General features: G+C 71.0%; 18 protein-coding genes and 4 tRNA genes. 13 read left to right on the top strand and 9 right to left on the bottom strand.

From position 1 onward, the window contains the following. Nucleotides 1-95: 95 nt before the first annotated feature. From B7R87_RS15010 to purM, 3 genes are all read left to right on the top strand, one after another. Nucleotides 96-605 (top strand): META domain-containing protein, encoded by a 510-nt coding sequence (locus B7R87_RS15010; protein WP_006348234.1) that lies wholly within the window; start codon nucleotides 96-98, stop codon nucleotides 603-605. Nucleotides 606-803: 198 nt separating this feature from the next. Then, nucleotides 804-2,321 carry an amidophosphoribosyltransferase gene (purF, locus tag B7R87_RS15005; RefSeq protein WP_040915695.1) on the top strand — a complete coding sequence of 506 codons (1,518 nt, stop codon included), beginning with the start codon at nucleotides 804-806 and terminating at the stop codon, nucleotides 2,319-2,321. An 88-nt stretch (nucleotides 2,322-2,409) separates the two neighbouring features. Continuing rightward, nucleotides 2,410-3,480, top strand: a complete 1,071-nt coding sequence (gene purM, locus B7R87_RS15000; RefSeq protein WP_006348236.1) for a phosphoribosylformylglycinamidine cyclo-ligase — start codon at nucleotides 2,410-2,412, stop codon at nucleotides 3,478-3,480. 206 nt (nucleotides 3,481-3,686) lie between these two features. On the opposite strand, the gene B7R87_RS14995 is transcribed toward purM, so the two are convergent. Continuing rightward, on the bottom strand, nucleotides 3,687-3,941 hold the full coding sequence (locus tag B7R87_RS14995; protein ID WP_006348237.1) for a DUF3073 domain-containing protein: 255 nt from the start codon (nucleotides 3,939-3,941) through the stop codon (nucleotides 3,687-3,689). 351 nt (nucleotides 3,942-4,292) lie between these two features. After that, a complete protein-coding gene (locus tag B7R87_RS14990; RefSeq protein ID WP_006348238.1) occupies nucleotides 4,293-5,393 on the bottom strand; it encodes a Leu/Phe/Val dehydrogenase in 1,101 nt (366 codons plus the stop codon). 162 nt (nucleotides 5,394-5,555) lie between these two features. Between B7R87_RS14990 and B7R87_RS14985 the strand changes: the two genes are divergently transcribed. Both B7R87_RS14985 and bldC read left to right on the top strand, forming a co-directional pair. Next, nucleotides 5,556-6,443 carry a hypothetical protein gene (locus B7R87_RS14985; RefSeq protein WP_006348239.1) on the top strand — a complete coding sequence of 296 codons (888 nt, stop codon included), beginning with the start codon at nucleotides 5,556-5,558 and terminating at the stop codon, nucleotides 6,441-6,443. A 464-nt stretch (nucleotides 6,444-6,907) separates the two neighbouring features. Next, nucleotides 6,908-7,114, top strand: a complete 207-nt coding sequence (bldC, locus tag B7R87_RS14980; RefSeq protein ID WP_003949541.1) for a developmental transcriptional regulator BldC — start codon at nucleotides 6,908-6,910, stop codon at nucleotides 7,112-7,114. Nucleotides 7,115-7,872: 758 nt separating this feature from the next. Here the strand turns inward: bldC and B7R87_RS14975 are convergent. Together B7R87_RS14975 and hrpA are read right to left on the bottom strand one after the other, a co-directional pair. After that, nucleotides 7,873-7,947 (bottom strand) — tRNA-Asp (locus B7R87_RS14975). A gap of 117 nt (nucleotides 7,948-8,064) precedes the next feature. Further along, nucleotides 8,065-12,009 (bottom strand): ATP-dependent RNA helicase HrpA, encoded by a 3,945-nt coding sequence (hrpA, locus tag B7R87_RS14970; protein WP_006348240.1) that lies wholly within the window; start codon nucleotides 12,007-12,009, stop codon nucleotides 8,065-8,067. 240 nt (nucleotides 12,010-12,249) lie between these two features. Here hrpA and B7R87_RS14965 point away from each other — a divergent pair, with 240 nt between their 5' ends. The 3 genes from B7R87_RS14965 to B7R87_RS14955 all read left to right on the top strand — a co-directional run bounded on the left by B7R87_RS14965 (nucleotide 12,250) and on the right by B7R87_RS14955 (nucleotide 14,336). Further along, the gene (locus tag B7R87_RS14965) at nucleotides 12,250-12,582 is read left to right on the top strand and encodes a hypothetical protein (protein ID WP_130585002.1); all 333 of its coding nucleotides are present in this window, start codon (nucleotides 12,250-12,252) and stop codon (nucleotides 12,580-12,582) included. Between the two features lie 87 nt (nucleotides 12,583-12,669). Then, complete coding sequence (locus tag B7R87_RS14960) at nucleotides 12,670-13,485, top strand: DsbA family protein (RefSeq protein WP_006348241.1); 816 nt, start codon at nucleotides 12,670-12,672, stop codon at nucleotides 13,483-13,485. Next, complete coding sequence (locus tag B7R87_RS14955; RefSeq protein WP_006348242.1) at nucleotides 13,482-14,336, top strand: cytochrome c biogenesis CcdA family protein; 855 nt, start codon at nucleotides 13,482-13,484, stop codon at nucleotides 14,334-14,336. Before B7R87_RS14960 ends, B7R87_RS14955 begins: the two co-directional genes overlap by 4 nt. A gap of 56 nt (nucleotides 14,337-14,392) precedes the next feature. Here B7R87_RS14955 and B7R87_RS14950 read toward each other — a convergent pair. The 5 genes from B7R87_RS14950 to B7R87_RS14930 all read right to left on the bottom strand — a co-directional run bounded on the left by B7R87_RS14950 (nucleotide 14,393) and on the right by B7R87_RS14930 (nucleotide 16,960). Beyond that, nucleotides 14,393-14,466: transfer RNA gene (locus tag B7R87_RS14950), tRNA-Phe, on the bottom strand. 30 nt (nucleotides 14,467-14,496) lie between these two features. Further along, nucleotides 14,497-14,571, bottom strand: a tRNA-Asp gene (locus tag B7R87_RS14945). A 44-nt stretch (nucleotides 14,572-14,615) separates the two neighbouring features. Next, nucleotides 14,616-14,688: transfer RNA gene (locus tag B7R87_RS14940), tRNA-Glu, on the bottom strand. Between the two features lie 80 nt (nucleotides 14,689-14,768). Then, nucleotides 14,769-16,454 (bottom strand): metallophosphoesterase family protein, encoded by a 1,686-nt coding sequence (locus B7R87_RS14935; RefSeq protein WP_130585003.1) that lies wholly within the window; start codon nucleotides 16,452-16,454, stop codon nucleotides 14,769-14,771. Nucleotides 16,455-16,609: 155 nt separating this feature from the next. Further along, nucleotides 16,610-16,960 (bottom strand): metallopeptidase family protein, encoded by a 351-nt coding sequence (locus B7R87_RS14930; RefSeq protein ID WP_006348244.1) that lies wholly within the window; start codon nucleotides 16,958-16,960, stop codon nucleotides 16,610-16,612. Nucleotides 16,961-17,099: 139 nt separating this feature from the next. Between B7R87_RS14930 and B7R87_RS14925 the strand changes: the two genes are divergently transcribed. The 5 genes from B7R87_RS14925 (at nucleotide 17,100) to B7R87_RS14905 (ending at nucleotide 24,713) form a co-directional block, all read left to right on the top strand. Beyond that, on the top strand, nucleotides 17,100-17,648 hold the full coding sequence (locus tag B7R87_RS14925) for a fluoride efflux transporter FluC (protein ID WP_006348245.1): 549 nt from the start codon (nucleotides 17,100-17,102) through the stop codon (nucleotides 17,646-17,648). After that, nucleotides 17,645-18,007 (top strand): fluoride efflux transporter FluC, encoded by a 363-nt coding sequence (locus B7R87_RS14920; protein WP_006348246.1) that lies wholly within the window; start codon nucleotides 17,645-17,647, stop codon nucleotides 18,005-18,007. Before B7R87_RS14925 ends, B7R87_RS14920 begins: the two co-directional genes overlap by 4 nt. Before the next feature lie 222 nt (nucleotides 18,008-18,229). Continuing rightward, the gene (locus tag B7R87_RS14915; RefSeq protein ID WP_130585004.1) at nucleotides 18,230-18,817 is read left to right on the top strand and encodes a hypothetical protein; all 588 of its coding nucleotides are present in this window, start codon (nucleotides 18,230-18,232) and stop codon (nucleotides 18,815-18,817) included. Between the two features lie 315 nt (nucleotides 18,818-19,132). Then, nucleotides 19,133-21,382, top strand: coding sequence for a DEAD/DEAH box helicase (locus B7R87_RS14910; protein ID WP_006348248.1), 2,250 nt, complete (start codon nucleotides 19,133-19,135; stop codon nucleotides 21,380-21,382). 289 nt (nucleotides 21,383-21,671) lie between these two features. Further along, a complete protein-coding gene (locus tag B7R87_RS14905) occupies nucleotides 21,672-24,713 on the top strand; it encodes an FG-GAP-like repeat-containing protein (RefSeq protein WP_006348249.1) in 3,042 nt (1,013 codons plus the stop codon). Nucleotides 24,714-24,845: the final 132 nt, after the last annotated feature.

Genomic DNA, 24,845 nt, shown 5'->3' with positions numbered 1-24,845 from the left:
CCTGGCCGGGCCCGACCACAAGCCCCCGGCCCGGGGAACCGGTCACCGGTTCCCCGGCCCGGGAACCGGTCGCGGCCCGGTCACGTCCCAGGAGCATGCCCAGGCACCCGAGCACCCCCACGACCGCCCTGCTGCTCCTCGCGCTGCTCGCCGCCGCCGGATGCGGCAGCGAGAAGGCCTCCGACCGGGAGGGAGGGGCCGGCAAGAACGGCGACGGACAGCCGCCCGCCGCCAGGGTCACCACCGAGCCCTCGCCCGAACCGCTGACCGGCACCACCTGGACCGTGACCGCGCTGACCGCCGCCGGTACCACCCGGGACCTGCCCCCCGGCGCCGAGAAGGCCGCCCACTTCACCCTCGGCGACGACGGCACCCTCCGCGGCAGCCTCGGCTGCAACCGCTTCACGGCCACGGCGAAGGACACCGGCACCGCGCTCGCCGTCGGCCCGGTCTCCGGGACCAAAATGCTCTGCGACGGCGGCAGGGGAGAGGTCGAGCAGCATCTGTCCAAGGTGCTGGCCGGAAAGGTCGCGTACACCGTCAACGGCCGCAGCCTCACCCTGACCGGCGCCGACGGCAGCGGTCTGCGCGCCACCGCAAGCTGACCGAAACTCCCACGGAACCCCCGCCGACCCCCGCCGGCCCCCGTCCTGCACCGTCCCGGCAGCGGCCCCGCGGCACCGTCCGGCCCGGCGGCGATCGGTACGGTCCCGGGCCCGGTCCACCACCCCGCCCGAAGGCGAGTCCGCGATGTGACCTTCGCCAATTCGGACCAGTGGTCGATCTCGCCTACACTCGGTGCCGTGCCACGTGGTGACGGTCGACTCAATCACGATCTGCTTCCCGGCGAGAAGGGCCCCCAGGACGCTTGCGGCGTCTTCGGGGTCTGGGCCCCGGGAGAAGAGGTCGCAAAGCTCACTTACTTCGGGCTCTACGCCCTCCAGCATCGAGGCCAGGAATCCGCGGGTATCGCGGTCAGCAACGGTTCACAGATCCTCGTCTTCAAGGACATGGGACTGGTCTCCCAGGTCTTCGACGAAACCTCCCTCGGCTCCCTCAGGGGACATATCGCCGTCGGACATGCCCGCTACTCCACCACCGGCGCCTCGGTCTGGGAGAACGCCCAGCCCACCTTCCGCGCCACGGCCAACGGCTCCATCGCCCTCGGCCACAACGGCAATCTGGTCAACACCGCGGAACTGGCCGCGCTCGTCGCCGAGCTGCCCCGCCAGGACGGCCGTGCCACCCAGGTCGCCGCCACCAACGACACCGATCTGGTGACCGCCCTCCTCGCCGGCCAGACCGACGACGACGGCAAACCGCTCTCCGTGGAGCAGGCAGCCGCCCGGGTCCTGCCCGGCGTCCGGGGCGCCTTCTCCCTCGTCTTCATGGACGAGACCACCCTCTACGCGGCCCGTGACCCGCAGGGCATCCGCCCGCTGGTCCTCGGCCGCCTCGACCGCGGCTGGGTCGTGGCCAGCGAATCCGCCGCCCTCGACATCTGCGGCGCCGGTTTCGTCCGCGAGATCGAGCCCGGCGAGCTGATCGCCATCGACGAGAACGGGATCCGTACCTCCCGATTCGCAGAAGCGAAGCCCAAGGGCTGTGTCTTCGAGTACGTCTACCTGGCCCGCCCCGACACTGATATCGCCGGGCGCAGCGTCTATCTCTCCCGGGTCGAGATGGGCCGGAAACTGGCCGCCGAGGCCCCGGCGGACGCCGATCTCGTCATAGCGACCCCGGAGTCCGGCACCCCCGCCGCCATCGGCTACGCGGAAGCCAGCGGCATCCCGTACGGCTCCGGACTCGTCAAGAACGCCTATGTCGGCCGGACCTTCATCCAGCCCTCCCAGACCATCCGCCAGCTCGGCATCCGCCTCAAGCTCAACCCCCTGCGCGAGGTCATCCGGGGCAAGCGGCTGGTCGTCGTCGACGATTCCATCGTCCGCGGCAACACCCAGCGCGCCCTGGTGAAGATGCTCCGCGAGGCGGGCGCCGCCGAGGTCCATGTACGGATCTCCTCACCGCCCGTGAAGTGGCCCTGCTTCTTCGGCATCGACTTCGCCACCCGCGCCGAGCTGATCGCCAACGGCATGACCATCGACGAGATCGGCGCCTCCCTGGGGGCCGACTCCCTCGCCTACATCTCCATCGACGGCATGATCGCGGCCACCACGATCCCCAAGCCGAACCTCTGCCGGGCCTGCTTCGACGGCGAGTACCCGATGGAGCTGCCCGATCCCGAGCTGCTCGGCAAGCAGCTCCTCGAAACCGAGCTGGCGGGCGGCGCCGACGCCGCCGACGCGCTGCGCCGCCCCTGATGATCGCCGCGCCGCCGCTGTCCCTCCCGGCCTCCTGGATGCCGTCGACGGCGACGGCGCCGCCCTCAGAACCAGAAAGCCCCCTGTCATGACCACTGAGTTCACCGGTGCCAGCTACGCGGCCGCGGGTGTCGACATCGAGGCCGGAGACCGCGCGGTCGAGCTGATGAAGGAGTGGGTGAAGAAGACCCGCCGCCCCGAGGTCCTCGGCGGTATCGGCGGCTTCGCCGGACTCTTCGACGCCTCCGCCCTCAAGCGCTACGAGCGCCCGCTGCTGGCCTCCGCCACCGACGGCGTCGGCACCAAGGTCGATCTGGCCCGCCGCCTCGGCGTCTACGACACCATCGGCCACGACCTGGTCGGCATGGTCGTCGACGACATCGTCGTCTGCGGCGCCGAGCCCCTCTTCATGACCGACTACATCTGTGTGGGCAAGGTCCACCCGGAGCGGGTCGCCGCCATCGTCAAGGGCATCGCCGAGGGCTGTGTCCTGGCCGGCTGCGCCCTGATCGGCGGCGAGACCGCCGAGCACCCCGGGCTGCTCGGCCCGGACGAGTTCGACGTCGCGGGCGCCGGCACCGGTGTGGTCGAGGCCGACCGGCTGCTGGGCGCGGATCGTATCCGTACGGGTGACGCGGTGATCGCGATGGCGTCGTCCGGCCTTCACTCCAACGGGTACTCGCTGGTCCGGCACGTGCTGTTCGACCGGGCGGGCATGGCGCTGGAGCAGCAGGTCGAGGAGTTCGGCCGGACGCTCGGCGAGGAGCTGCTGGAGCCCACCCGGATCTACTCCCTCGACTGTCTGGCGCTGATCCGGACCACCGAGGTCCACGCCTTCAGCCATGTCACCGGCGGCGGTCTGGCGAACAACCTCGCGCGGGTCGTCCCCGACGGGCTGCACGCGGTCGTCGACCGCTCCACCTGGGCCCCGGGCCCGGTCTTCGATCTGGTCGGCCGGGCCGGACAGGTCGAGCGGGAGGAGCTGGAGAAGACCCTGAACATGGGCGTCGGCATGATCGCCGTGGTGCCGCAGGAGTCGGCCGACACCGCCCTGACGGTACTGGCGGACCGCGGTGTGGAGGCCTGGGTCGCCGGTGAGATCACCGAACGCGGCGAGCACACCACGGGGGCCGCACTCGTCGGCGACTACGCGGTCTGACGTACGGGCGCGGCGACGCACCGTAGCGGATCCGGCGGTGGACCAGACAAACGCGGAGGCAGTGGCGGTACGGCCCCGGGCCGCACCGCCCGCCGCGGCCCGGGCCCGCTCCGGCAGCCGCCGACCGGGTTCACGGCACGGTCCGCACAGCACGGAACCCGGTCCCGGAGCTTTCGCCCCCGGACCGGGTCGGTGTCAGTACAGCGTCAAGCGCCGCGGCGCTGCTGCGACGCGGGACCGGACTCGTCGTCCTCGTCCTCGTCGTCGTTGTACAGCTCCGCGTACTGTGCGTACGGGTCGTCTTCTTCGTCCTCGTCCTCGAACGGCTCCGCGTTCGGCGGCTGGCTCGAAGTCGATGCGCCCAGCTCAGTGGCCAGTCGTGTCAGGTCTGTACCGCCGCTGTTGTACTTCAGCTGGCGGGCGACCTTTGTCTGCTTGGCCTTGGCCCGGCCGCGCCCCATGGCTCGACCCCCTCGGTGACGGGGCTCGACGGCCCCAGAGTCTTGACACGCGTTCATGAGTCGGAACGGACTCCCCGTGGGGAGACCGGCCCGTAGGGCTTCAACGGTACCTGCTTCCGCGGCCATACGGTACGCCGCCCGCATGACGTGCCACGTCGCAGAACCCGCGAGGAGCCCCGTCCTCGCTGGTCATCTGCGATATTAACCTCTTCTTGGCGGTGGGCCCGCCCGTCCGGGGTGAGTCTCGTCATTCCGGACCCCCGCGAACGGGCGGACGGCTCCGGCCGGAGCGCGGGAGCGGGAGCGGCCCCGTTCGGAACCGCAGCCGGCCGGCCGCTGTCGAGCCGACCCTCAGCCGTGTTCGGGGCGGTGCCCCTCGGCCATCCTCCGCTCGGCGATCCGGTCGGCCGCCACGGCCGGCGGAACACCCTCCGAATTTGCGTGTGCGAAGATTTCCAGGGTGGTTTCGTAGATCAGCGCGGCCTTCGCCTTGCACCGGTCGAAGTCGAAGCCGTGCAGCTCGTCGGCGACCTGGATGACACCGCCGGCGTTCACCACATAGTCCGGGGCGTAGAGGATCCCGCGGTCGGCGAGGTCCTTCTCCACGCCCGGGTGGGCGAGCTGGTTGTTGGCCGCGCCGCAGACGATCGCCGCGGTGAGCACCGGTACCGAATGGTCGTCCAGTGCACCGCCGAGTGCGCAGGGCGCGTAGACGTCCAGTCCCTCGGTGCGGATCAGGGCGGCGGTGTCGGGGACGGCGGTGACCTGGGGGTGGCGGTCGAGTACCCGGCGTACGGACTCTTCGCGGACATCTGTGACGATCACCCGGGCACCCTCGTCGACCAGGTGTTTCACCAGGTGATGGCCGACCTTGCCGACGCCCGCGACACCGATCGTGCGCCCGGCGAGCCCCGGATCGCCCCAGAGGTGCCGGGCGCTGGCGCGCATGCCCTGGTACACCCCGTAGGCGGTGAGTACGGAGGAGTCGCCGGCGCCGCCGTTCTCGGGGGAGCGGCCGGTGGCCCAGCGGGTGGCCCGGGCGACGACGTCCATATCGGCGACGTACGTCCCCACGTCGCAGGCGGTCACATAGCGCCCGCGGAGGGATTCCACGAACCGGCCGTAGGCCAGCAGCAGCTCCTCCGACTTCAGCGTCTGCGGATCCCCCATGATCACGGCCTTGCCGCCGCCGTGGCCGAGTCCGGCCATGGCGTTCTTGTACGACATCCCGCGCGCCAGGTTCAGCGCGTCGGCGAGGGCCTCCTCCTCGGAGGCGTAGGGGTGGAACCGGGTACCGCCGAGGGCCGGGCCCAGGGCGGTGGAGTGGATGGCGATCACGGCCTTGAGGCCGGAGGCGCGGTCCTGGCAGAGGACCACCTGCTCGTGCCCGCCCTGGTCGGATCGGAACAGGGTGTGGAGCACGGGGGCGGCGGCGCCGGTCATGTCGGTCACGGTGGTGACTCCCAAGTACGAAGCGGCGGGTGGGTTTCCCGGGGTGGGGGAAACCCCCAGACGGCACGAGGGTAAGTCCTACGCAGGCGTAGATCGGCCTCCGTGCGGAGGATCACCCGGGTGAGGGGTGCAGGACGGCCCGGGCGTGGAAGTATTTCCGGTATGCCTGCGGTGTCCTCGGTGATCGTTCCCTATGCGGCCTATCTGCGGGTGTACGAGCCCCTGGCCGCCTTCCCGGAGCCGGAAAGGGCCCACTGGACGCGCTACGCGGCCCGTGGAGAGGCTCCCACGGCCCAGGACGAACTCCGCCGCTCGCTGGCGGACTTGGTGCCCACACCGCCCGTTCCCGTCCCGGTGCACGAAAGTACCGAGGCGTTCGTGACGGAAGTGGACGGTGTGGTGCTGATCTGCCCCTGGCGGACCAAGCTCAGGAGCCGGCTGGCGCTCCAGGAGGCGCCCGAGCGTTTTCCGGCGGCCCTGCTGGACGCGGCCCTGCCGCCGGTGGTGCGGAAGGAGGCCGCGGCGGACTGGGAGCACTGGCGGGAGCGGAACCCGGACGCGCGCCCCTGGATCCGTACGGCGGTGTGGCAGGTGCCGGTCCGGTGGTTCACCCTCTTCGGGGACGAGGAGCGGGAGTACGTACCGGGCGGAGCCGCCGGTCCTGACAGTCCTGGCAGTCCTGAAAGTCCTGACAGTCCTGCCGGTCCGCCCGGACTCCGCTACCGCACCCCCATGGCCCAGGCCCGGCGGCGGGTCGCCCGGGCGCTGAAGGCGCTGCGGGAGTCCCAGGACGGTGAGCAGCTCGCGGCGGGTTTGGTAGATGTAGGGAAGTGGCTGGAGGAATTCCATCCGCGCTCCCTCGTCGAACTGGACTACGGCGGACTGGTGCACGCGCTGTCCGGTCCGGCGCTCGCCGATGATCACTCCGCGGCGGATGTGGCCGCGGGGATCGCGGCGCTGCGGGCGGGCGACGCGGAGGGGGCCCGGATCGCCTACGCCCGGCTGGCCGAGCGGTGGACGGCCGTACGGAGCCTCCAGTCCGCGAACTGACCACGGGGCCGAAAGGGGCGGGTCCTAGGTCCCGATCCGGGCCTTTGTGTCAAGCGTGACGGACTGCACTAACAGGGCTCTTGCGCCCAACGCCTACCCTCGTGTCAAAATAGGACAAGGAGTCCGGGGAGGGTTCCTTCCGTCCAAGTGAGGGCGGAACGCTCGGCATTGTGCTCTATGGGGGGTCTGGTGGCTCCTGATCGCTCTGTGACTGATCGTCACTGTGGTGTAACTGTCCGCTATGGCATGGTCCATCGGAGTTCCGCCACTGATGAACACCTCGGAGGGCAATTCCAACGGTTTGGCCGTGGCGGCTGGACAGATGGTGTAGTTGTAGTGCCGAGGACAAGCCGTTCGTCCTATAACCGACTCAACCCGCATACGCCATTTCGGGCAACGCGGGTCAAGGTGCAGAATTTAGAGGAAAGAACCGAGAAGGTTCGGTTCTCCCGAGGAGGCCGCTCATGACCGCTCGCACCCCTGACGCCGAGCCGCTGTTGACCCCGGCTGAGGTCGCCACGATGTTCCGTGTGGACCCGAAGACGGTCACCCGCTGGGCCAAGGCAGGGAAGCTCACGTCGATCCGCACGCTCGGCGGCCACCGCCGCTACCGCGAGGCGGAAGTACGCGCACTGCTGGCGGGTATTCCGCAGCAGCGCAGCGAGGCATAAGCCTCGTCCCGGCGAGGCCGGCCACTGCTCGGCGGCCTCTCCGGATCAGGGCGTTCCGGGACCCCCATTCCGGTAAGCCCACCCCATAGCTCCATACGACGGGCGCCCGCCCCAACGGGCCGTCGGTCACCGATCGCGCTGGACTCCGCCGAGTCCGGCGCGATTTTTTTGGGGGGTGAGCGGGGAGGTTATCGGGGCAGTGCAATTGCACATATTAAATTGGTTGGTTGTAAACGAGGCCTAAAAACCTGTCTACGCAAAACCTATACGGTGACACCCGTCACATGCTGCAACCCTTGCCAACGTCGAGCGTGTCATCTTCCGCCGCTCCCCGCCATGCCCCCGAGGTCCCCCACCTCCGGGACCAAGGTCCCGCCCCTGCGGGCAGGCCCGCCGCCCCGGGTGCCTATGGAGGTGCCTCCACCGCGAGTCGTTCGACTGCTGCCCGTCGGCGGGTTGCTCGCGCAGTTCCTCCCCCTACGCCTGGCGGCGTGGGAGGTGCCCCCACCTATGCCTTCGGCAATGGGGGGACCCCCAGCGCCCCTGACACCTTCGCCTCGCCGACCTTGATATGCGGCCCTCAGGCGCTCAATCCAGCAGGCGCGGGCAGGTCGAGTACCTAGGGGCGCGAGGAACTGCGCGAGCAACTCGCTGCGGGCCGCAGGCGACACTCAAGGGACTTGGAAACGGCGCGGGGGCGGCGGGTACGCCGAAGGGCCCGCACCAACAAGTGGCGCGGGCCCTTCGGAGAAACAACGCGGTCCTGACGGGATTTGAACCCGCGGCCTCCACCTTGACAGGGTGGCGAGCACTCCAAACTGCTCCACAGGACCAGATTCGCGGCCCGATTCCTGCGCTGGGCTGCGAGAAGAGACTCTACAGCAGCTTTGCCGCTCCGGTCGAACTCGCCGTCGGTGACGGGACCGTCACAGCTCCCGCGGCCCCCGCCGCTACGGCGCCGCCGCGTCGATCGCCTTCACGATCCTCTTGTCCGACACCGGATACGCCGTCCCCAGCGCATGCGCGAAGTAGCTGACGCGCAGCTCTTCGATCATCCAGCGGATGTCGAGGACGTCCTTCGGCACCGGCCGCCCCTGGGGGAGCTGCTCCAGCAGCCAGGCGTACTCGTCCTGCATGTCCTGGACCTTCTCCATGCGCGAGGTGTCGCGCTGGACCCCGGACGGCATCTGCGTCAGCCGCCGGTCCGCGGCGACCAGATAGCGCATGAGGTCGGGCAGCCTGCCCAGTCCGGTGAGGGTGACGAATCCGGCCGGCATCAGCGTGTCCAACTGGCGGCGCACGTCCGCGGTGTTCGCCGCCAGCGCGGGACTGGTGGTGGTCTTGAGCCGCCGTTCGCAGGCCTGCCAGGCGGCCAGCACCTGCTGTACCTGGGAGACCGTGCGGACGGTGGTGTCGACGAGGTCGGCGCGGACGGCGTCGTACAGCTTGCGGTAGGACTCCTCGTCCCACGCGGGACCGCCGTGGTCGGCGATCAGCTTGTCGGCCGCCGCGGTCGCGCAGTCCTCGAAGAGGGCCTGGACGGAGCCGTGGGGGTTGCCGGAGAGCGCCAGCTTCTGCGGGTTGGTCAGCTTGTCCGAGGCGAACTTGGCAGGGTTCACGGGAATGTTGCGCAGGATGAGCCTGCGGGTGCCCCGCCACATGGCGGCCCGCTGCTCGGCCTCGGTGTCGAAGAGGCGTACGGAGACGGTGTCGCCGTCGTCGACGAGCGCGGGGTACGCCTTCACCGGCTGTCCGGCCCGCCGGGTCTCGAAGACCTTCGTCAGGGAGCCGATGGTCCAGTCCGTGAGGCCCGTGCGCTCGATGGACTCCCCCGTCGGCCCCGCGGCCCCCGCGGCGGCCTCGGAGAGGGCCTGGCGGGCCTTGGGGCGCAGCTTCAGCCGCAGGGACTCCAGATCCTTCGCCTCGGCCAGCCTGCGGCGCCGTTCGTCGACGATCCGGAAGGTGATCTTGAGGTGGTCGGGGACCTTGGAGAGGTCGAAGTCGTCGGGGTGGACCGGGACGCCGACCATCTGCTTCAGCTCCCGGGCCAGGGTCGCCGTCAGCGGCTCCTGGAGGGGCACGGCCCGCTCCAGGAAGGCCTTCGCGTAGTTCGGTGCGGGCACGTAGTGGCGGCGCACCGGTTTGGGCAGGGAGCGGATCAGCTCGACGACGACCTCTTCGCGCAGTCCGGGGATCTGCCAGTCGAAGCCCTCGTCGGTGACCTGGTTGAGGACCTGGACGGGGATATGGACGGTGACACCGTCCGCGTCGGCGCCCGGCTCGAACTGGTACGTCACGCGGAACTTCAGCCGCCCCTGGCGCCAGGAGTCCGGATAGTCGTCCTTGGTGACCGCGCCGGCCTTCTCGTTGATGAGCATCTCGCGCTCGAAGTCGAGCAGCTCGGGCTCCTCCTGGCGCTTCTGCTTCCACCAGGAGTCGAAGTGCGCGCCGGAGACGACGTGCGCGGGCACCCGCTGGTCGTAGAAGTCGAAGAGGGTCTCGTCGTCGACGAGGATGTCCCGGCGCCGGGCCCGGTGCTCCAGCTCCTCGACCTCGGTCAGCAGCCGGCGGTTGTCGGCGAAGAACTTGTGGTGGGTCCGCCAGTCGCCCTCCACCAGGGCGTTGCGAAGGAAAAGGTCACGGGAGGTCTCGGGGTCGATCCGGCCGTAGTTGACCTTGCGCTGGGCGACGATCGGCACGCCGTACAGGGTGACCTTCTCGTACGCCATCACCGCGGCCTGGTCCTTCTCCCAGTGCGGTTCCGAGTACGTCCGCTTCAGCAGGTGCTGGGCCAGCGGTTCGACCCACTCGGGTTCGATCTTCGCGTTGACCCGGGCCCAGAGGCGGGAGGTCTCCACCAGCTCGGCGGACATCACCAGCCGCGGCGGCTTCTTGAAGAGCGCGGAGCCGGGGAAGACGGCGAACTTGGCGCCGCGTGCCCCCAGGAACTCGTTCTTCGCATCGGTGTCCTTGAGCCCGATATGCGACAGCAGCCCCGCCAGCAGCGATACATGGACTCCGGACTCCGGACCGTCCTCCTCGTTGACATGGATGCCCATGGACTTGGCGACCTGCCGCACCTGGGAGTAGATGTCCTGCCATTCGCGGATCCGCAGGAAGTTCAGATACTCCTGCTTGCACATCCGGCGGAAGCTGGAGGAGCCGCGCTCCTTCTGCTGCTCGCGGACGTACCGCCAGAGGTTGAGGAAGGCGAGGAAGTCGGACGTCTCGTCCTTGAAGCGGGCGTGCTGCTGGTCCGCCTGGGTCTGCTTGTCGGCGGGGCGCTCCCGCGGGTCCTGGATGGAGAGCGCGGCGGCGATCACCATCACCTCGCGGACGCAGCCGTTCTTCTCGGCTTCGACGACCATCCGGGCCAGCCGGGGGTCGACGGGGAGCTGGGAGAGCTTCCGCCCGAGGGGGGTGAGCTTCTGCCCCTCTTTCCCTCTGGGGGCTTTCTGCGCCGGATCGAAGGCACCCAGCTCCTGGAGCAGCTGCACGCCGTCGCGGATATTGCGGTGGTCCGGCGGGTCGATGAAGGGGAACTTCTCGATATCGCCGAGTCCGGCGGCCGTCATCTGGAGGATGACCGACGCCAGATTGGTGCGGAGGATCTCGGCGTCCGTGAACTCGGGCCGGGCGTCGAAGTCGTCCTCGGAGTAGAGCCGGATGCAGATACCGTCGGAGGTACGGCCGCAGCGGCCCTTGCGCTGGTTGGCGCTGGCCTGGCTGATCCGTTCGATCGGCAGCCGCTGGACCTTGGTGCGGTGGCTGTAGCGGGAGATCCGGGCGGTGCCGGGGTCGATCACGTACTTGATGCCGGGCACGGTCAGCGAGGTCTCGGCGACATTGGTCGCCAGAACGATCCTGCGGCCGGTGTGCGGCTGGAAGACCCGGTGCTGCTCGGCGTGGGAGAGCCGGGCGTAGAGCGGCAGCACCTCGGTGAAGCGGTAGTTCCGCTTGTTGAGGGCGTCCGCGGTGTCACGGATCTCGCGCTCGCCGGAGAGGAAGACGAGGATATCGCCCTTCCCCTCGGCCATCAGCTCCTCGGCGGCCTCGCAGATCGCGGTGATCTGGTCGCGGTCGCTCTCTGCCGCATCGTCGGCATCTTCTTCCAGAAGCGGCCGGTAGCGGACCTCCACCGGATAGGTCCGCCCGCTGACCTCGATGATCGGCGCCTCCCCGAAGTGGCGGGAGAACCTCTCGGGGTCGATCGTCGCGGAGGTGATGACCACCTTCAGATCGGGCCGCCGGGGCAGCAGCTGCGCCAGATAGCCGAGAAGGAAGTCGATATTGAGGGAACGCTCGTGCGCCTCGTCGATGATGATCGTGTCGTAGGCGCGCAGCTCGCGGTCGGTCTGGATCTCGGCGAGCAGGATGCCGTCCGTCATCAGCTTCACAAAGGTCGCGTCCTGGTTCACCTGGTCGGTGAAGCGGACCTTCCAGCCGACGGCCTCGCCGAGCGGGGTGCGCAGCTCCTCCGCGACGCGTTCGGCGACCGTACGGGCCGCGATCCGGCGCGGCTGGGTGTGGCCGATCATGCCCCGGACGCCCCGGCCCAGTTCCAGGCAGATCTTCGGGATCTGGGTGGTCTTGCCGGAGCCGGTCTCACCCGCGACGATCACGACCTGGTGGTCCCGTATCGCCTCCAGGATCTCGTCCCGTTTACGGCTGACGGGCAGCTGCTCCGGGTACGTCACCTCCGGCACCCGGCCGCGGCGGGCGGCGGTACGGGCGGCCGCCTTCTCCGCCTCGGCGGCGATCTCGTCCAGCACGGCCTGCCGCGCCTCGGGCTTACGGATGCGGCGAGCGCCTTCGAGTCGGCGGCCGAGCCGGTGGGCGTCCCGCAGCGGGGCCCCGGCCAGCAGCGTCTGAAGGTCGGCGAAGGAAGTAGACATACGGTCTCCAGCATCGCACCCCCGGGAAACGGAGGGCTAACGCATTTCACTGCTCTTCCGGTCTTTGGTGCAGTATGGAGTGATCGTTCACGACCGTCGCCGGGCGGGACGCCACCGGACGCGACCCAAGGGGGACCAGCCGCCATGCCGCCGCAGCCGTTGCGCCCGGGCCGTGCCCGGTCGCGTCCACGGCAGGCCGGGGCGCTGCGAGGTGTACACGGTGTTTGCGGTGCATCCGGTGTGCTGGGTGTGCTGGCGGCCGTGTTGCTGGTGCTCTGTCCCGCTCTGGGTGCCGCGGGTGCGGCGCAGGAGCGCGCGGACCGGCCCGTGGTGACGGCCCCGGAGGGCGCCGCGGGCTGCGGCAACGGCTCCGGTGCCGGGGAGCGCGACGCACAGCCCGCCACCCCGCCGCGCGGTGCCGCGTCCCACGAGCCGCCGCCCGCACCCTCGTACGACCTCCACTGCGGTACGGCTCCGCACGGCCGCACCGCCGCCGTGGCCGGGCCGGTCGCGGACGGGCGTCCGCCGCCGATACCCCTCTCTTCGGAGGAACGGTCGATCCTGCGCGTATAGGCCGGGAAGCCATGTCATGCCCTGGTACGTCGCTGACCGGGGCCTTTGCCCCCATTCTTCCCGTCTTTCGTTCAGGAGCGTTCCCCTATGCCGTCGATCCCCGCCACCCAGCGCAAGCCGCTGCTGATCGGTGCGGGCGTGCTGACCGCCGCGCTGGTGCTCGGCCTCGCCTCGTACACCGCGACCCGCCCGGACGACCCCGCCGCCACGGTCAAGGCCACCGCCCCCACCGACACCGCCTCCCGGCCTGGTGAGGCCCCCGCGACCGCCGAGGAGAAGACCGGCGCCTACCCCGAGCTGGAGCGGCTCGCCCGCCGCGAGGCCGGCGACGGGCTCGCGATCGGCAGCGCCACAGCGCCCGTCGTCATGATCGAGTACGCCGACTTCCAGTGCGGTTTCTGCGGGAAGTTCGCCCGCGACACCGAGCCCGGGCTCATCAAGAAGTACGTCGACCAGGGCAAGCTGCGTATCGAATGGCGCAACTTCCCGATCTTCGGCGAACCCTCCGAGAACGCCGCCCGCGGCGCCTGGGCCGCCTCCCGGCAGGGCAAGTTCTGGGAGTTCCACGCCGCCGCCTACGCCAAGGGCTCCAAGGAGAAGGGCTTCTCCGCCGACCGGGTGAAGGAGCTGGCGAAGCAGGCGGGCGTGCCCGACGCGGACCGGTTCGCCGAGGACATGGAGAGCGACGCGGCGAAGCAGTCCGTCAAGCGGGACCAGGACGAGGCCTACGCCCTGGGTGCCACCTCCACCCCCTCCTTCCTGATCAACGGCCGCCCGATCGCGGGCGCCCAGCCCGAGCAGGCCTTCACGGACGCCATCGAGGCCGCCCTGAAGACCGCGGGCGGCACCGGAGCCGCGAAGTCCGGCGTCCCCGCCGGACCGGGGGACGGATCGGGCTCATGACCGAGATCGGCTATCTGGCCGCTTTCCTCGGTGGTCTGCTCGCCCTGATCAGCCCGTGCAGCGCCCTGCTGCTCCCGGCCTTCTTCGCCTACTCCCTCGACTCGACGGGCAGGCTGCTGGCCCGTACCGGCATCTTCTACGCCGGACTGGCCACCACCCTCGTCCCGCTCGGCGTCGCCGGTTCGTACGCCGCCCGCTTCTTCTACGGCAACCGCGATCTGCTCGTCGCCGTCGGCGGCTGGCTGATCATCGCGCTGGGCGTGGCGCAGCTCCTCGGCCTGGGCTTCGCCTCCCGCCGGCTCGCCGCGCTCTCCGGCCGGATCCGCCCCACCACGGCGGCCCCGGTCTACGCCCTCGGCCTGGTCTACGGCTTCGCGGGCTTCTGCGCCGGGCCGATCCTCGGCAGCGTGCTCACGGTCTCCGCGTTCAGCGGCAGCCCGGTCTACGGCGGGCTGCTGCTCGCCGTGTACGCCCTGGGGATGGCCGTACCGCTGTTCTTCCTCGCCCTGCTCTGGGACCGTTTCGACCTGGGCCGGCGGCGCTGGCTGCGCGGCCGGGGCTTCTCGGTGGGCCGGCTCCGGCTGCACACCACCTCACTGCTCTCCGGGCTGTTCTTCGTGCTCCTCGGGGTGCTCTTCCTGGTCTTCGACGGGGCGACCGCCCTGCCCGGGCTGGTCTCCGTGGACCGCTCCTTCGAGGCCGAGCAGTGGGCCGGTGAGGTGGGGGCCGCCGTGCCGGACTGGGTGCTGCTGGTGGGGGTGGTGGCGGTGGCCGGTGCCGTGCTCGCGGTCCGCGCCGCCCGCCGCCGTACCCCCGGCGCAAAAGAAGTGCAGGAGGCACAGGAGGTGTAGGGGTACGGAAACGGCTCAGGCCCCGTCCTGGAGGACGGGGCCTGAGCGGGAAGCTGTGGCTGGGGCCGGGATCGAACCGGCGACCTATCGCTTTTCAGGCGATCGCTCGTACCAACTGAGCTACCCAGCCAAACAACTGTGCGGTTCGCACGAGCTGTAGCGGTCCTGACGGGATTTGAACCCGCGGCCTCCACCTTGACAGGGTGGCGAGCACTCCAAACTGCTCCACAGGACCAGGTAATGCAGCTGCGCGAGCGATATTCTCGCACAGGTGTTGCGTGCCCCCAACGGGATTCGAACCCGTGCTACCGCCTTGAAAGGGCGGCGTCCTGGGCCACTAGACGATGAGGGCTAAGGGCCCGCCTGGGCGCTTCGCAGCGCCTCGGGGACGTGAGAAGCATATGGGATGGCGGGAGGTATCGCCAAAACGGTTTACGGCACCGGGGAACGAGCGGGTCCGGACGGCCCCCGGGACGGGGCCGCCGGAGTGGCCGGCGAGGCCTTGGGGAAGGGCTCGGGGGACGGTTTCGCGCCCGGCTTGTTCTCCTCCGGCAGATGGCGGCCGACCTCGGCCGTCGTCAGTCCGAGACCGCCGAGCGTGATCTCGTCCCAGGCCTGGAGCCGCTTCGTCGCCCGGTCCAGATAGAGCACCGAGGCCCGGACCTTCTCCGGCTTCTCGTTCTGGACCGCCCGCAGACCGCCGCCGCCCGTCGACCCCTCCACCTTCAGCCGGGTGCCGAACTTCATCACCTCCACCTGCCGCCGGTGCAGATGCCCGGCGAGTACGAGGGGGACCGTGCCGTCGGTCTCCCGGGCCGCGTCCGGGTTGTGCGCCACCGCGAGGTCCACCGGCGTGCCCGCCCGGGCCTGGTCGCGGATCGCGGACGCCAGCCGGATGCCCGCCATCCGTTCCGCCGGCGCGCCCTGGGCCACCACCGAGCGGTCCGGGGTGAACTGCGGATCCCCGGTGCCCGCGATCCGCAGCCCGCCGACCGTGGCCGCCCGGCCTTCGTCGAGGACCGTCACGTTCTTCATCCGCGACAGATAGGCCTGGGTGGTCCGGGAGTCGTGGTTGCCGCGCACCCACACATAGGGCGCGCCCAGATCGCGGATCGGGTCCAGGAAGGCGTTCTCGGCGGCCGAACCGTGGTCCATGGTGTCGCCCGAGTCGACGATCACGTCGATCCGGTACTGCTTCACCAGCGAGGCGATGATGTGCCAGGCGGCCGGGTTGAGATGCAGGTCGGAGACGTGGAGCACCCGGATGCTGCCCGGGTCCGGCCGGAACGCGGGCAGCGTCGAGGTGGCGTCGTACAGCTTGGTGACATTGGTGACCAGCCGGGCCAGCTCCTGCTGGTAGACGTCGAACTCGGTGACGATCGACCGGGCGTTGCCGATGAGGGACGGTGCGCTGGTCAGCAGCCCCGAATAGCGCGGCTCCAGCACGGACCGCGGGTTCCAGGTCGCGGCGGCGGTGGCCGTGGAGGCGGCGAGCAGTGCGAGCGCGAGACCCCCGGCGGCCAGGGCCCGGCGCGGCCGGCGGTAGACAACGAGCCCGAGGGCGGTGGCACCCGCGACGACGGCGGCGCAGGACCGTACGGCCAGCTCCGTCGTACCGGCGACGACATCGGACGCGACCTCGTCCTCCAGACCGGAGAGCCGCTCCGGATGCTCGACGAGCGCAGTGGAGCGGACCGGGTCGAGCTGCTCCACGTCGACGTCGAGCCGCAGGGGCGCGGTGTGGGACGCCAGCTCCAGCGCGCCGAGGGGGGAGACGTTGATCCGGGTTCCGCCGGTCAGATCGGGCCGCAGGGTCATGCTCGTCTCCATCGGCCCGACCTGCGTATGCACGCTCCCGACGACCAGCAGCCCGAGCCATGCCCCGAGCCCGGCGACGACGGCCAGCCCGAGGGCCCGGACCCAGGGGCGGGGTGCGGGGGCGAGAGAGGGTGCGGCGGGTCGCCGCCGGGCGGCTGTGACGGTGCGGATCCGGGCGCCGCGCCCCCGCCGCCGCGCGCGGGTGCGCGGCCGGGCCGGTTCGGCCCGCCCGTGGAGAGTACGCAGCGCGCGCAGGGCGCGGTGCCGGAACTGCCGGGCAGATGCCGATGGGCCTGTCATTGGGCCCGTATGCCCGGCCGGGACCGCCCCTATGCGGGTGGGGGCGGGCGTGGCACGGGCCGTGGGTCTGCGGAGGCGGTACGGGTGGGGCCTGAGCGGCCGGGCAGGTTACGGGCGGGCCCGGAACCCCCGCGACCCGGCCCAGGGAGGGCCCCTCAGCCCCAGCCGAGTTCGTGGAGTCTGTCGTCCTCGATGCCGAAGTGGTGGGCGATCTCGTGGACCACGGTCACCGCGACCTCGTGGACCACGTCCTCCGGGGTCTCGCAGTAGCGCAGCGTCGGGCCCATGTAGATGGAGATACGGTCCGGCAGCACCCCCGCGTACCACTCGCCGCGCTCCGTCAGCGGGGTGCCCTCGTACAGCCCCAGCAGCTCCGGATCGGACGGGTCGGGTTCGTCCTCCACGAACACGGCCACGTTGTCCATCACCCGGGTCAGCTCCGGCGGGATCGAGTCCAGCGCCTCGCTCACCAGCTCTTCGAACGCCTCACGCGTCATCTCCAGCACACGGCCATTCTGCGGGACCTCCGCCCCGGGCGGTTCCGGGCGGTCCGCGAGGCCCCCGGCGCGGAAGAATATGTTCTGTGCCGACCCGCAGAGCCTGCCGCCGCCCCGTGGTTCCCCTGCCCGTCCTGCTTCCGGTGCCGTGGCCCGGGGTGCGGAGAGGCCGTACGGCCGGGAGCGCGCCGTGACCTCGTCCGGCGGCGGACGGGACGAGCCGGTCCCGATCGACCCGGACGTCGATCTGCACGTCCCCGCCCAGCGCGCCGAGACCGCCGGGGCACATGTCCTGCTGGTGCTCGCCGCCGTCGCCGCGGGCGGGATCATCGGTGCGCTCGCCCGCTACGCGGCGGTCCGCGCGTGGCCCGGCGATCCGGCCTCCGCCCCGCTCGTCACGCTCGGGATCAACGTCCTCGGCTCGTTCCTGATCGGCGTGCTGATGGTGCCGGTCGCCGAGGGCCACGGCCGCCGCACTCCCCATCCGCTGCTGCGGCCGTTCGCCGGGACCGGGGTGCTGGGCGGGTTCACCACCTTCTCCGCGTACGCGCTCGACGCCCGCGACCTGCTGGAGCGCGGGGAGGGCGCGGCGGCCTTCGGCTATGTGGCCGGGACGCTCCTGGGCTCTCTGGGCGCGGTTTGGGCGGCCGTCACGCTGACACGGCGGGTGTTCGGGCGGCCGGGGGCGGGCCGTTGACCTGGCTGCTGGTGGCGCTCGGCGCCGCCGTGGGCGCACCGCTGCGGTATCTGACCGACCGGGCGGTGCAGTCCCGGCACGAATCGGCCTTCCCTTGGGGCACTTTCACCGTCAACGCCGTCGCGTGCCTGGTCCTCGGCGCGACCGCGGGCGCCGCCGTCTCCACCGAGCTGTACGCGCTGCTGGGCACGGGCCTGTGCGGAGCGCTCAGCACGTACTCGACCTTCTCGTACGAGACCCTGCGGCTCGCCGAGACCGGACGGTGGCCCCTTGCGGCGGCGAATGCCGTGGCTTCCGTGCTGGTGGGTACGGGAGCGCTGGTCCTCGGGGCGGAGCTGGCGGGGGTGGTGCGGGGGTAACGGGAGCACGGCGGTGGCGGTCCGGGGGCGCACAGGGCGCAGAAGCCAGGGGCACGGTCGTGTACTTGTCAGAGCGCGGGGCGTGTCCCCGGCGGCCCGACGGGAGTTGGGCAGGGAGAGCCGCGTACGGGAACGAGCCCCGCGCGCGGTGCGCGACTCGTGTCCGGGCGCCCGGGCGCATTTTGCGCGCCCCTGTTCCCGTCCTGCTCCGGAGGTGCCCCCGTGCGCCAGTCGTCCGTCCCCGGCCGTGTGGCCGCCGCCTTCGCCGTCACGCTCGCGCTCGCCGCATCGGCCGGGTGCATGAGTGTCGGCGACGACGAGCGGGCCAAGCCCGCACCCAGCGGCTCGCCCGACCGGCGCGACACCGTCGCGGACCCGGACGGCGGCTACGAGCGCCCGGGCGGTGGCCGGCATGCGGGCGGCGGTGGTCGGCACGCGGATTCGGGGAAGCCCGGCGGGGGCGGGCGCAAGGGCGGAAAGCCCGAGCTGTCGCCGAGCCCCGGCGCATCCGCGGCGCCCGAGGACGACCGGCCCGGACCGGGGGCGGAGCGGCCCCAGCCGCCGCAGCCGGGTGCGCCGAAGCCGCCCGCGCCCCGGCCCACGCCGTCGGCGGAGGAGCCGGCGCCTCCGGTGGATCCGCCGGTGGAGGAGCCCGTCGACCCGCCTGTCTCGGAGCCGCCGCAGCCGACCGATCCGCCGTCGGCCTCGTCGGCGCCGGAGGTGCACGCGGGCGCGATGCGGCTGGTGGAGGCCGACGGGCGGGGGATGCGGGGGCGGCCGACGGCATCGCCGCAGCCGGGACCGGCGTGACCGGCCTGACCGGGCGGCTCCGTGTGCTCCGTGTGCTCCGCGTGAGAACTGTGTGCTGCGGGACGGATGTGACGTACGGGTGAGCGACCGGTCACCGGCGGTCGCCGCCGTGTAACGGGGGTCACGCGATCGCGGTTTGCCTCGGGAGGGGGAGGGTGCGTATGGTGGTAGATCGTTTGATCCCATTGCCCGGCGCCAAAAGAGCGCGCCGTGTGGCGCGTATCTCCCTTGCCGTGGCCGACCGCATCGAGGCGGTCTTTTGTGAAATCACGGAGCTGGGCGCGTGCCGAGACTCCGGAAGGTTTCGCATTTCGCATGTCCACTTTCTCTTCTGATCAGATCGTCGTGTCCGAGGACGAGTCCGCGGCGGCCGTTGAGGCCGTAGAAGCCGTGGAGACCGCTGTCGCCACCGCCGAGACGACCACTGCCGTCGACGCTGCCATCGACACCGACACCGACGCTGCCATCGACAACGACGCTGACGCCGACCTGGCTGCCGACGCCGACATCGACGACGACGAGGCTCCGGCCGACTCCGCCGAGCCCGGTATCACCTTCGGTGACCTCGGTCTCCCCGAGGGCATCGTGCGCAAGCTCGCGCAGAACGGCGTCACGACCCCCTTCCCGATCCAGGCCGCGACCATCCCGGACGCCCTGGACGGCAAGGACATCCTCGGCCGTGGCCGTACGGGCTCCGGCAAGACGCTCTCCTTCGGTCTGCCGCTGCTGGCGACCCTCTCCGGCGGCCGTACGGAGAAGAAGAAGCCCCGCGGTGTCATCCTGACCCCGACCCGCGAGCTGGCGATGCAGGTCGCCGACGCCCTCCAGCCGTACGGTGACGTCCTCGGCCTGAAGATGAAGGTCGTCTGCGGCGGTACGTCCATGGGCAACCAGATCTACGCCCTGGAGCGCGGCGTCGACATCCTCGTCGCCACCCCGGGCCGGCTGCGCGATGTGATCAACCGCGGTGCCTGCTCCCTGGAGCAGGTCCAGGTCGCCATCCTCGACGAGGCCGACCAGATGTCCGACCTCGGCTTCCTGCCCGAGGTGACCGAGCTGCTGGACCAGGTCCCGCAGGGCGGCCAGCGGATGCTCTTCTCCGCCACCATGGAGAACGAGATCACCACCCTGGTGAAGCGCTACCTCAACGACCCCGTGAGCCACGAGGTCGACAGCGCCCAGGGCAACGTCACCACCATGACCCACCACGTCCTCGTCGTGAAGCCGAAGGACAAGGCCCCGGTCACCGCCGCGATCGCCGCCCGCAAGGGCCGTACGATCATCTTCGTCCGCACCCAGCTCGGTGCCGACCGCGTCGCCGAGCAGCTGCGCGAGTCCGGTGTGAAGGCCGACGCGCTGCACGGCGGTATGACGCAGGGCGCGCGGACCCGCACCCTCGCCGACTTCAAGGACGGGTACGTCAATGTGCTCGTCGCCACCGACGTCGCCGCCCGCGGTATCCACGTCGACGGCATCGACCTGGTCCTGAACGTGGACCCGGCCGGTGACCACAAGGACTATCTGCACCGCTCCGGCCGTACCGCCCGTGCGGGCAAGTCCGGCACGGTCGTCTCCCTCTCCCTGCCCCACCAGCGCCGCCAGATCTTCCGGCTCATGGAGGACGCGGGCGTGGACGCCTCCCGCCACATCGTGGGCGGCGCGGGCGCCTTCGACCCCGAGGTCGCCGAGATCACCGGCGCCCGGTCGCTGACCGAGGTGCAGGCCGACTCCGCGAACAACGCCGCCAAGCAGGCCGAGCGCGAGGTCGCCGACCTGACCCGGCAGCTGGAGCGGGTCCAGCGTCGCGCGGTCGAGCTGCGCGACGAGGCCGACCGTCTGGTGGCCCGGGCCGCGCGCGAGCGGGGCGATGACCCCGAGGCCGCGGTGGCCGAGGTCGCCGGCGCGGTGGAGGCCGAGCTGGAGGCGGAGGCTGCTGCTGCTGCCGCCGCCGCGAAGAAGGAGCGCGAGGAGCGGTCCTTCGACCGCGACCGCGACCGCCGTGACGACCGGGGCAACTTCGAGCGCCGTGACCGTCGTGACGACCGTCCGTCCGGTGGTTTCCGCCGGGACGACCGTCGTGACGACCGTCCCTCGGGCGGCTTCCGCCGGGACGACCGTCGCGATGACCGTCCGTCCGGTGGTTTCCGCCGTGACGACCGCCCCTCGGGTGGTTTCCGCCGGGACGACCGTCGCGATGACCGTCCCTCGGGTGGTTTCCGCCGCGACGACCGCCGTGACGACCGTCCGTTCAACCGTGACCGTCGCGACGAGCGCCCGTCCGGTGGTTTCCGCCGCGACGACCGTCCGTCCTTCGACCGCGACCGCCGTGACGACCGCCCCTCGGGTGGTTTCCGCCGGGACGACCGCCCCAGCGGCGGCCACCGCGGCAGCGACCGTCCGTTCAACCGCGACCGCCGTGACGACCGCCCCTCGGGCGGCTTCCGCTCCGGTTCCTCGGACCGTCCGTACGGCCGCCGTGACGACCACCGCGGCACGGGCTCCGGCTCCGGCTCCAGCTCGTTCGGCCGCCGCGACGACAAGCCGCGCTGGAAGCGCAACGGCTGACCGAGCGTCATCCCAGCACCAGCAGCAGGCGACAGGGCCCGCACCCCGGAAGGGGCGCGGGCCCTGTCCCGTACCCGGCCCGACAGCCTGCATATCCCACATATCCCGCCCGTAATAACTGCTCGTACCACTCATGCCGTTGCTACGATGTGCGCCACCCGGGACGGGAGTACTTCGCCGGCAGCGGCCGATTCGTGTCCGCTCCTCCCGTTGTCCGCGGGCTCACTGATGCAGGACGGATCCGCCGTACCGCTTTTTCCGGTGCCGCGGTTCCAGGGGAGGGGATTCCTTGCAGCACCACAACGGCCGTTCCCGTACGGCCATCCGCCGCTCCGTCGCGACGGCCGTCACCGTCGCCCTGAGCGCGGGCCTGGTCACCGCCGTGGCACCCGTCGCGACGGCCACCACTCCGCAGGGCATCGCGGCCGGTGAGGCCGTACTGCCGCCGCAGGACCGTCTCGTACCCGATCCCGTCGAGGTGCAGGACGCGGGGCCCACCGGCTACGGGGCCAAGGCGGGAGCCGGCAACAAGCGCGTCTGGACCGACTTCGCGACGGGAGCGACCCGGCCCATCGACACCGAGCCCGGACAGCCCGGGCACTCCGGTCTGCGGGACACCAAGACGGAGGCCGAGGACGGCACCCAGACCGTCACCGTCACCGACCAGGCCACGGGCGGCAACACCGTCTACAAGCTGCCCTCGGGCGTGTACTACTCCGGTGCCTACACCCACGGCGCGATCGTCGTCTTCCGGATCGACGCCGAAGGCACGCTTGTGGGAATGAGCATCCTGCGGCAGGCCGCGGACGGCACCACCGGAGAGACCGCGATCACCGGTTTCCCGGAGAACAGCAGGTTCCCCTTCGCCGGTCCGGAAGGCCAGACCGGCTTCGCGGCCACCTTCAACATCTGGAGCCGCTACGGCGATTTCTCCACGGACTGGCTGCTCGACTACGCCACCGCCCGGCTGACCAAGCTGCCCCGCAACGTCGGAGGGGGCGGCTACCAGCCCGGCCAGGGCCCTGTGATCACCGACAGGGACTTCTTCGCCAACAAGATCACCACCTTCGACCCGCGCACACCGGACGCGGCACCCGTGGTGACCGACATCCCCAAGCCGGAGGGCCCGGAGGAGAGCTTCGGCGGGGTCTACGCCATCGGTGACACGATCCTCGTCAGCCGCCGGATCAACGTGCACGCACGAGCCACGGTGCCTGGGGCGAAGCTGTACGCGGTCCCGATCGGCAACACCGGCCAACCGCGCGAACTGCTGCGCTATACGACCGAACACCTCGTCCCGGCCCCCGACGGCAGTGTGCTCGTCACGGGCGGCAACAGGACGGGCGACTGGGCCGTGCGCCGGGTCACCGCCGATGCGGACGGCACCCTGAAGCTGACCACCGCACACCAACTCCCGTCCCCGCCCGCGACCATCGAGGGCCTGGCGTTCGGCGGCGGCAGACTCGGCTACCTGGCCGAGACCGAGGGCAGCCAGGGGCGGGCCCTCTACGGCCACGACGTCACCGGTTCGGGCACGCCCGTCATCGGCCCGCGGGACAAGGGCTTCCGGAGCCCCGGCCCGGCCACCGGCGAGCTGCACTCCCTCGGCGACGGCCGGACCGCCTTCGTGAACGCGTCCGGGCTCCAGGTGCCGAACCCGGAAGGCAGCTTCAGCACGGTCAATGTGCCCGGTCCCCCGACGGTGAACGAGGCGAGCGGCCGCTATCTGCTCCTCACCGGCAGCGACAACCGGCAGTACATCGGCGATGTCCGGATGAACTACGGCAGCAATGTCGTGCTGTCCCGGGCCAAGACGGCCGCGTCGATCTGGGGAACCACCCTGTGGACGCCCGGCAAGACGGCCGGCAGTGTCGTCGCGTACGACCTGAAGACCAAGAAGTCGCAGCCCGAGCTGAAGCTGAACCCGAGCTGCGTACCGAACGACCTCCAAGCCGTGGGCCGCTGGCTTTACTGGGCCTGCGGAACCACCGCCGCGGGCGCCTACGACCGGACCACGGGCCGGGCCTTCCCGGTGACGGCGGGCGGCAAGGCGAAGCTCGGAGACGGCTTCGTGGTCCGCGAGGACGGCGTCGGCAAGCTGGCGCTGACCAACCTCCACACCGGAGTCACGAGCCCGTTCGTCACCGTTCCGGCGAACGCGAAGTGGGCGGTCGACAAGTTCGGCGGCCAGGTCGCGTACGTGGACGCCGAGCAGGCGATCCGGGTCCGGCCCGTGGACGTACCGCGCAGTCCGCTCGCCGTCGTCGAGTCCGAGACCGACGCGTCGCTGACGGTCGCGGCCTCCTCCCAGGACCGCACCTGGGACGGCCGCTGGCAGCTCAGCCGCCCGGCCGGCTCCTGGTCGATCGGTATCAAGGACGTGGCGGGCAATGCGGTACGGACCGTGGCCCAGACCTCCCCGGCCGGGAAGGGCGCCCAGCTCACGGCTGCCTGGGACGGGAAGGACAACACCGGCCGGACCGTACGCAACGGCAAGTACAGCGTCACGCTGACCATCGACGGACGGGTGGCCGCCAGCCAGTGGATCACCCTCTCCGGCAGCCATGACGCGCCGCGCGACTACATCACCGACGGCATCCCCGAGGTCGTCACCCGTCTCGGCGCGGACCTCGTCACCCACCAGGGCCTGACGAAGGCGGCGACGGGCGGCGGAGTCCAGCGGGTCTCCAAGGGCTGGAAGAACATCACGTCCGTCCTGCCCATGGGCGATATGAACAACCAGGGCTGTGACGACCTCGTGGTCCGGAACACGGCGGGGGAGCTGTGGCGGCACGAGGGTACGTGCGCCGGGCTGCCCGGCCCGACGTCGGCGAAGGTCCGGATCGGTACGGGGTTCGGGTCCTTCGACACGATCCTGCCCGCCGGTGATCTGACGGGCGACGGCCGTGGTGATCTGCTGGCGCGCAAGCCGGACGGCAAGCTGTACGTATACGCGGTCACTTCCGCCGGTGCGCTGCGCTCGGCGGGGATCATCAGCGGTTCCTTCAAGGGCCTGACGCTGATCGCCCCGGGGGATCTGACGGGCGACCGCCACGGTGATCTGCTGGCGCGCGATGCCGGTGGTGAGCTGTGGCGCTACAACGGCACCGGTAAGGGCACGCTGGGCGCCAAGACCCTGGTCCAGAAGGACTGGGCGGTGACCAGCAAGGCGTTCGCGGGAGTCGGCGACCTCAACGGCGACGGCCGTACGGATCTCATCTCCCGGGACACTTCGGGCCGTCTGTGGCAGCACCTGGGCACGGGCAAAGGCACGCTTTCGGCCGCAACCCAGGTGGGTACGGGCTGGCAGCGGTACACGTCCCTGCACTGACACCTTCCCGAGAAGGGGCCCGCACTCCGGACAGGAGCGCGGGCCCCGTCCCGTATCCGGCCCGTAACAGCTGCTCATGCCATGTATCCCGTTGCTACGATGTGCGCCACCCGGGACGGGAGTGTGTTTTCA

It is taken from the genome of Streptomyces tsukubensis (assembly GCF_003932715.1).
Classification (GTDB): domain Bacteria; phylum Actinomycetota; class Actinomycetes; order Streptomycetales; family Streptomycetaceae; genus Streptomyces; species Streptomyces tsukubensis.
This window is presented reverse-complemented; position numbering and strand designations above follow the sequence as displayed.

What these genes read in the sequence shown, in the direction of transcription:
- B7R87_RS14910 (WP_006348248.1), top strand. Translation starts at nt 19,133, where the DNA reads ATGTCCACTTTCTCTTCTGATCAGATCGTCGTGTCCGAGGACGAGTCC.
- B7R87_RS14955 (WP_006348242.1), top strand. Translation starts at nt 13,482, where the DNA reads ATGACCGAGATCGGCTATCTGGCCGCTTTCCTCGGTGGTCTGCTCGCC.
- purM (WP_006348236.1), top strand. Translation starts at nt 2,410, where the DNA reads ATGACCACTGAGTTCACCGGTGCCAGCTACGCGGCCGCGGGTGTCGAC.
- B7R87_RS15010 (WP_006348234.1), top strand. Translation starts at nt 96, where the DNA reads ATGCCCAGGCACCCGAGCACCCCCACGACCGCCCTGCTGCTCCTCGCG.
- B7R87_RS14960 (WP_006348241.1), top strand. Translation starts at nt 12,670, where the DNA reads ATGCCGTCGATCCCCGCCACCCAGCGCAAGCCGCTGCTGATCGGTGCG.
- bldC (WP_003949541.1), top strand. Translation starts at nt 6,908, where the DNA reads ATGACCGCTCGCACCCCTGACGCCGAGCCGCTGTTGACCCCGGCTGAG.
- hrpA (WP_006348240.1), bottom strand. Translation starts at nt 12,009, where the DNA reads ATGTCTACTTCCTTCGCCGACCTTCAGACGCTGCTGGCCGGGGCCCCG.
- B7R87_RS14985 (WP_006348239.1), top strand. Translation starts at nt 5,556, where the DNA reads ATGCCTGCGGTGTCCTCGGTGATCGTTCCCTATGCGGCCTATCTGCGG.
- B7R87_RS14995 (WP_006348237.1), bottom strand. Translation starts at nt 3,941, where the DNA reads ATGGGGCGCGGCCGGGCCAAGGCCAAGCAGACAAAGGTCGCCCGCCAG.
- B7R87_RS14935 (WP_130585003.1), bottom strand. Translation starts at nt 16,454, where the DNA reads ATGACAGGCCCATCGGCATCTGCCCGGCAGTTCCGGCACCGCGCCCTG.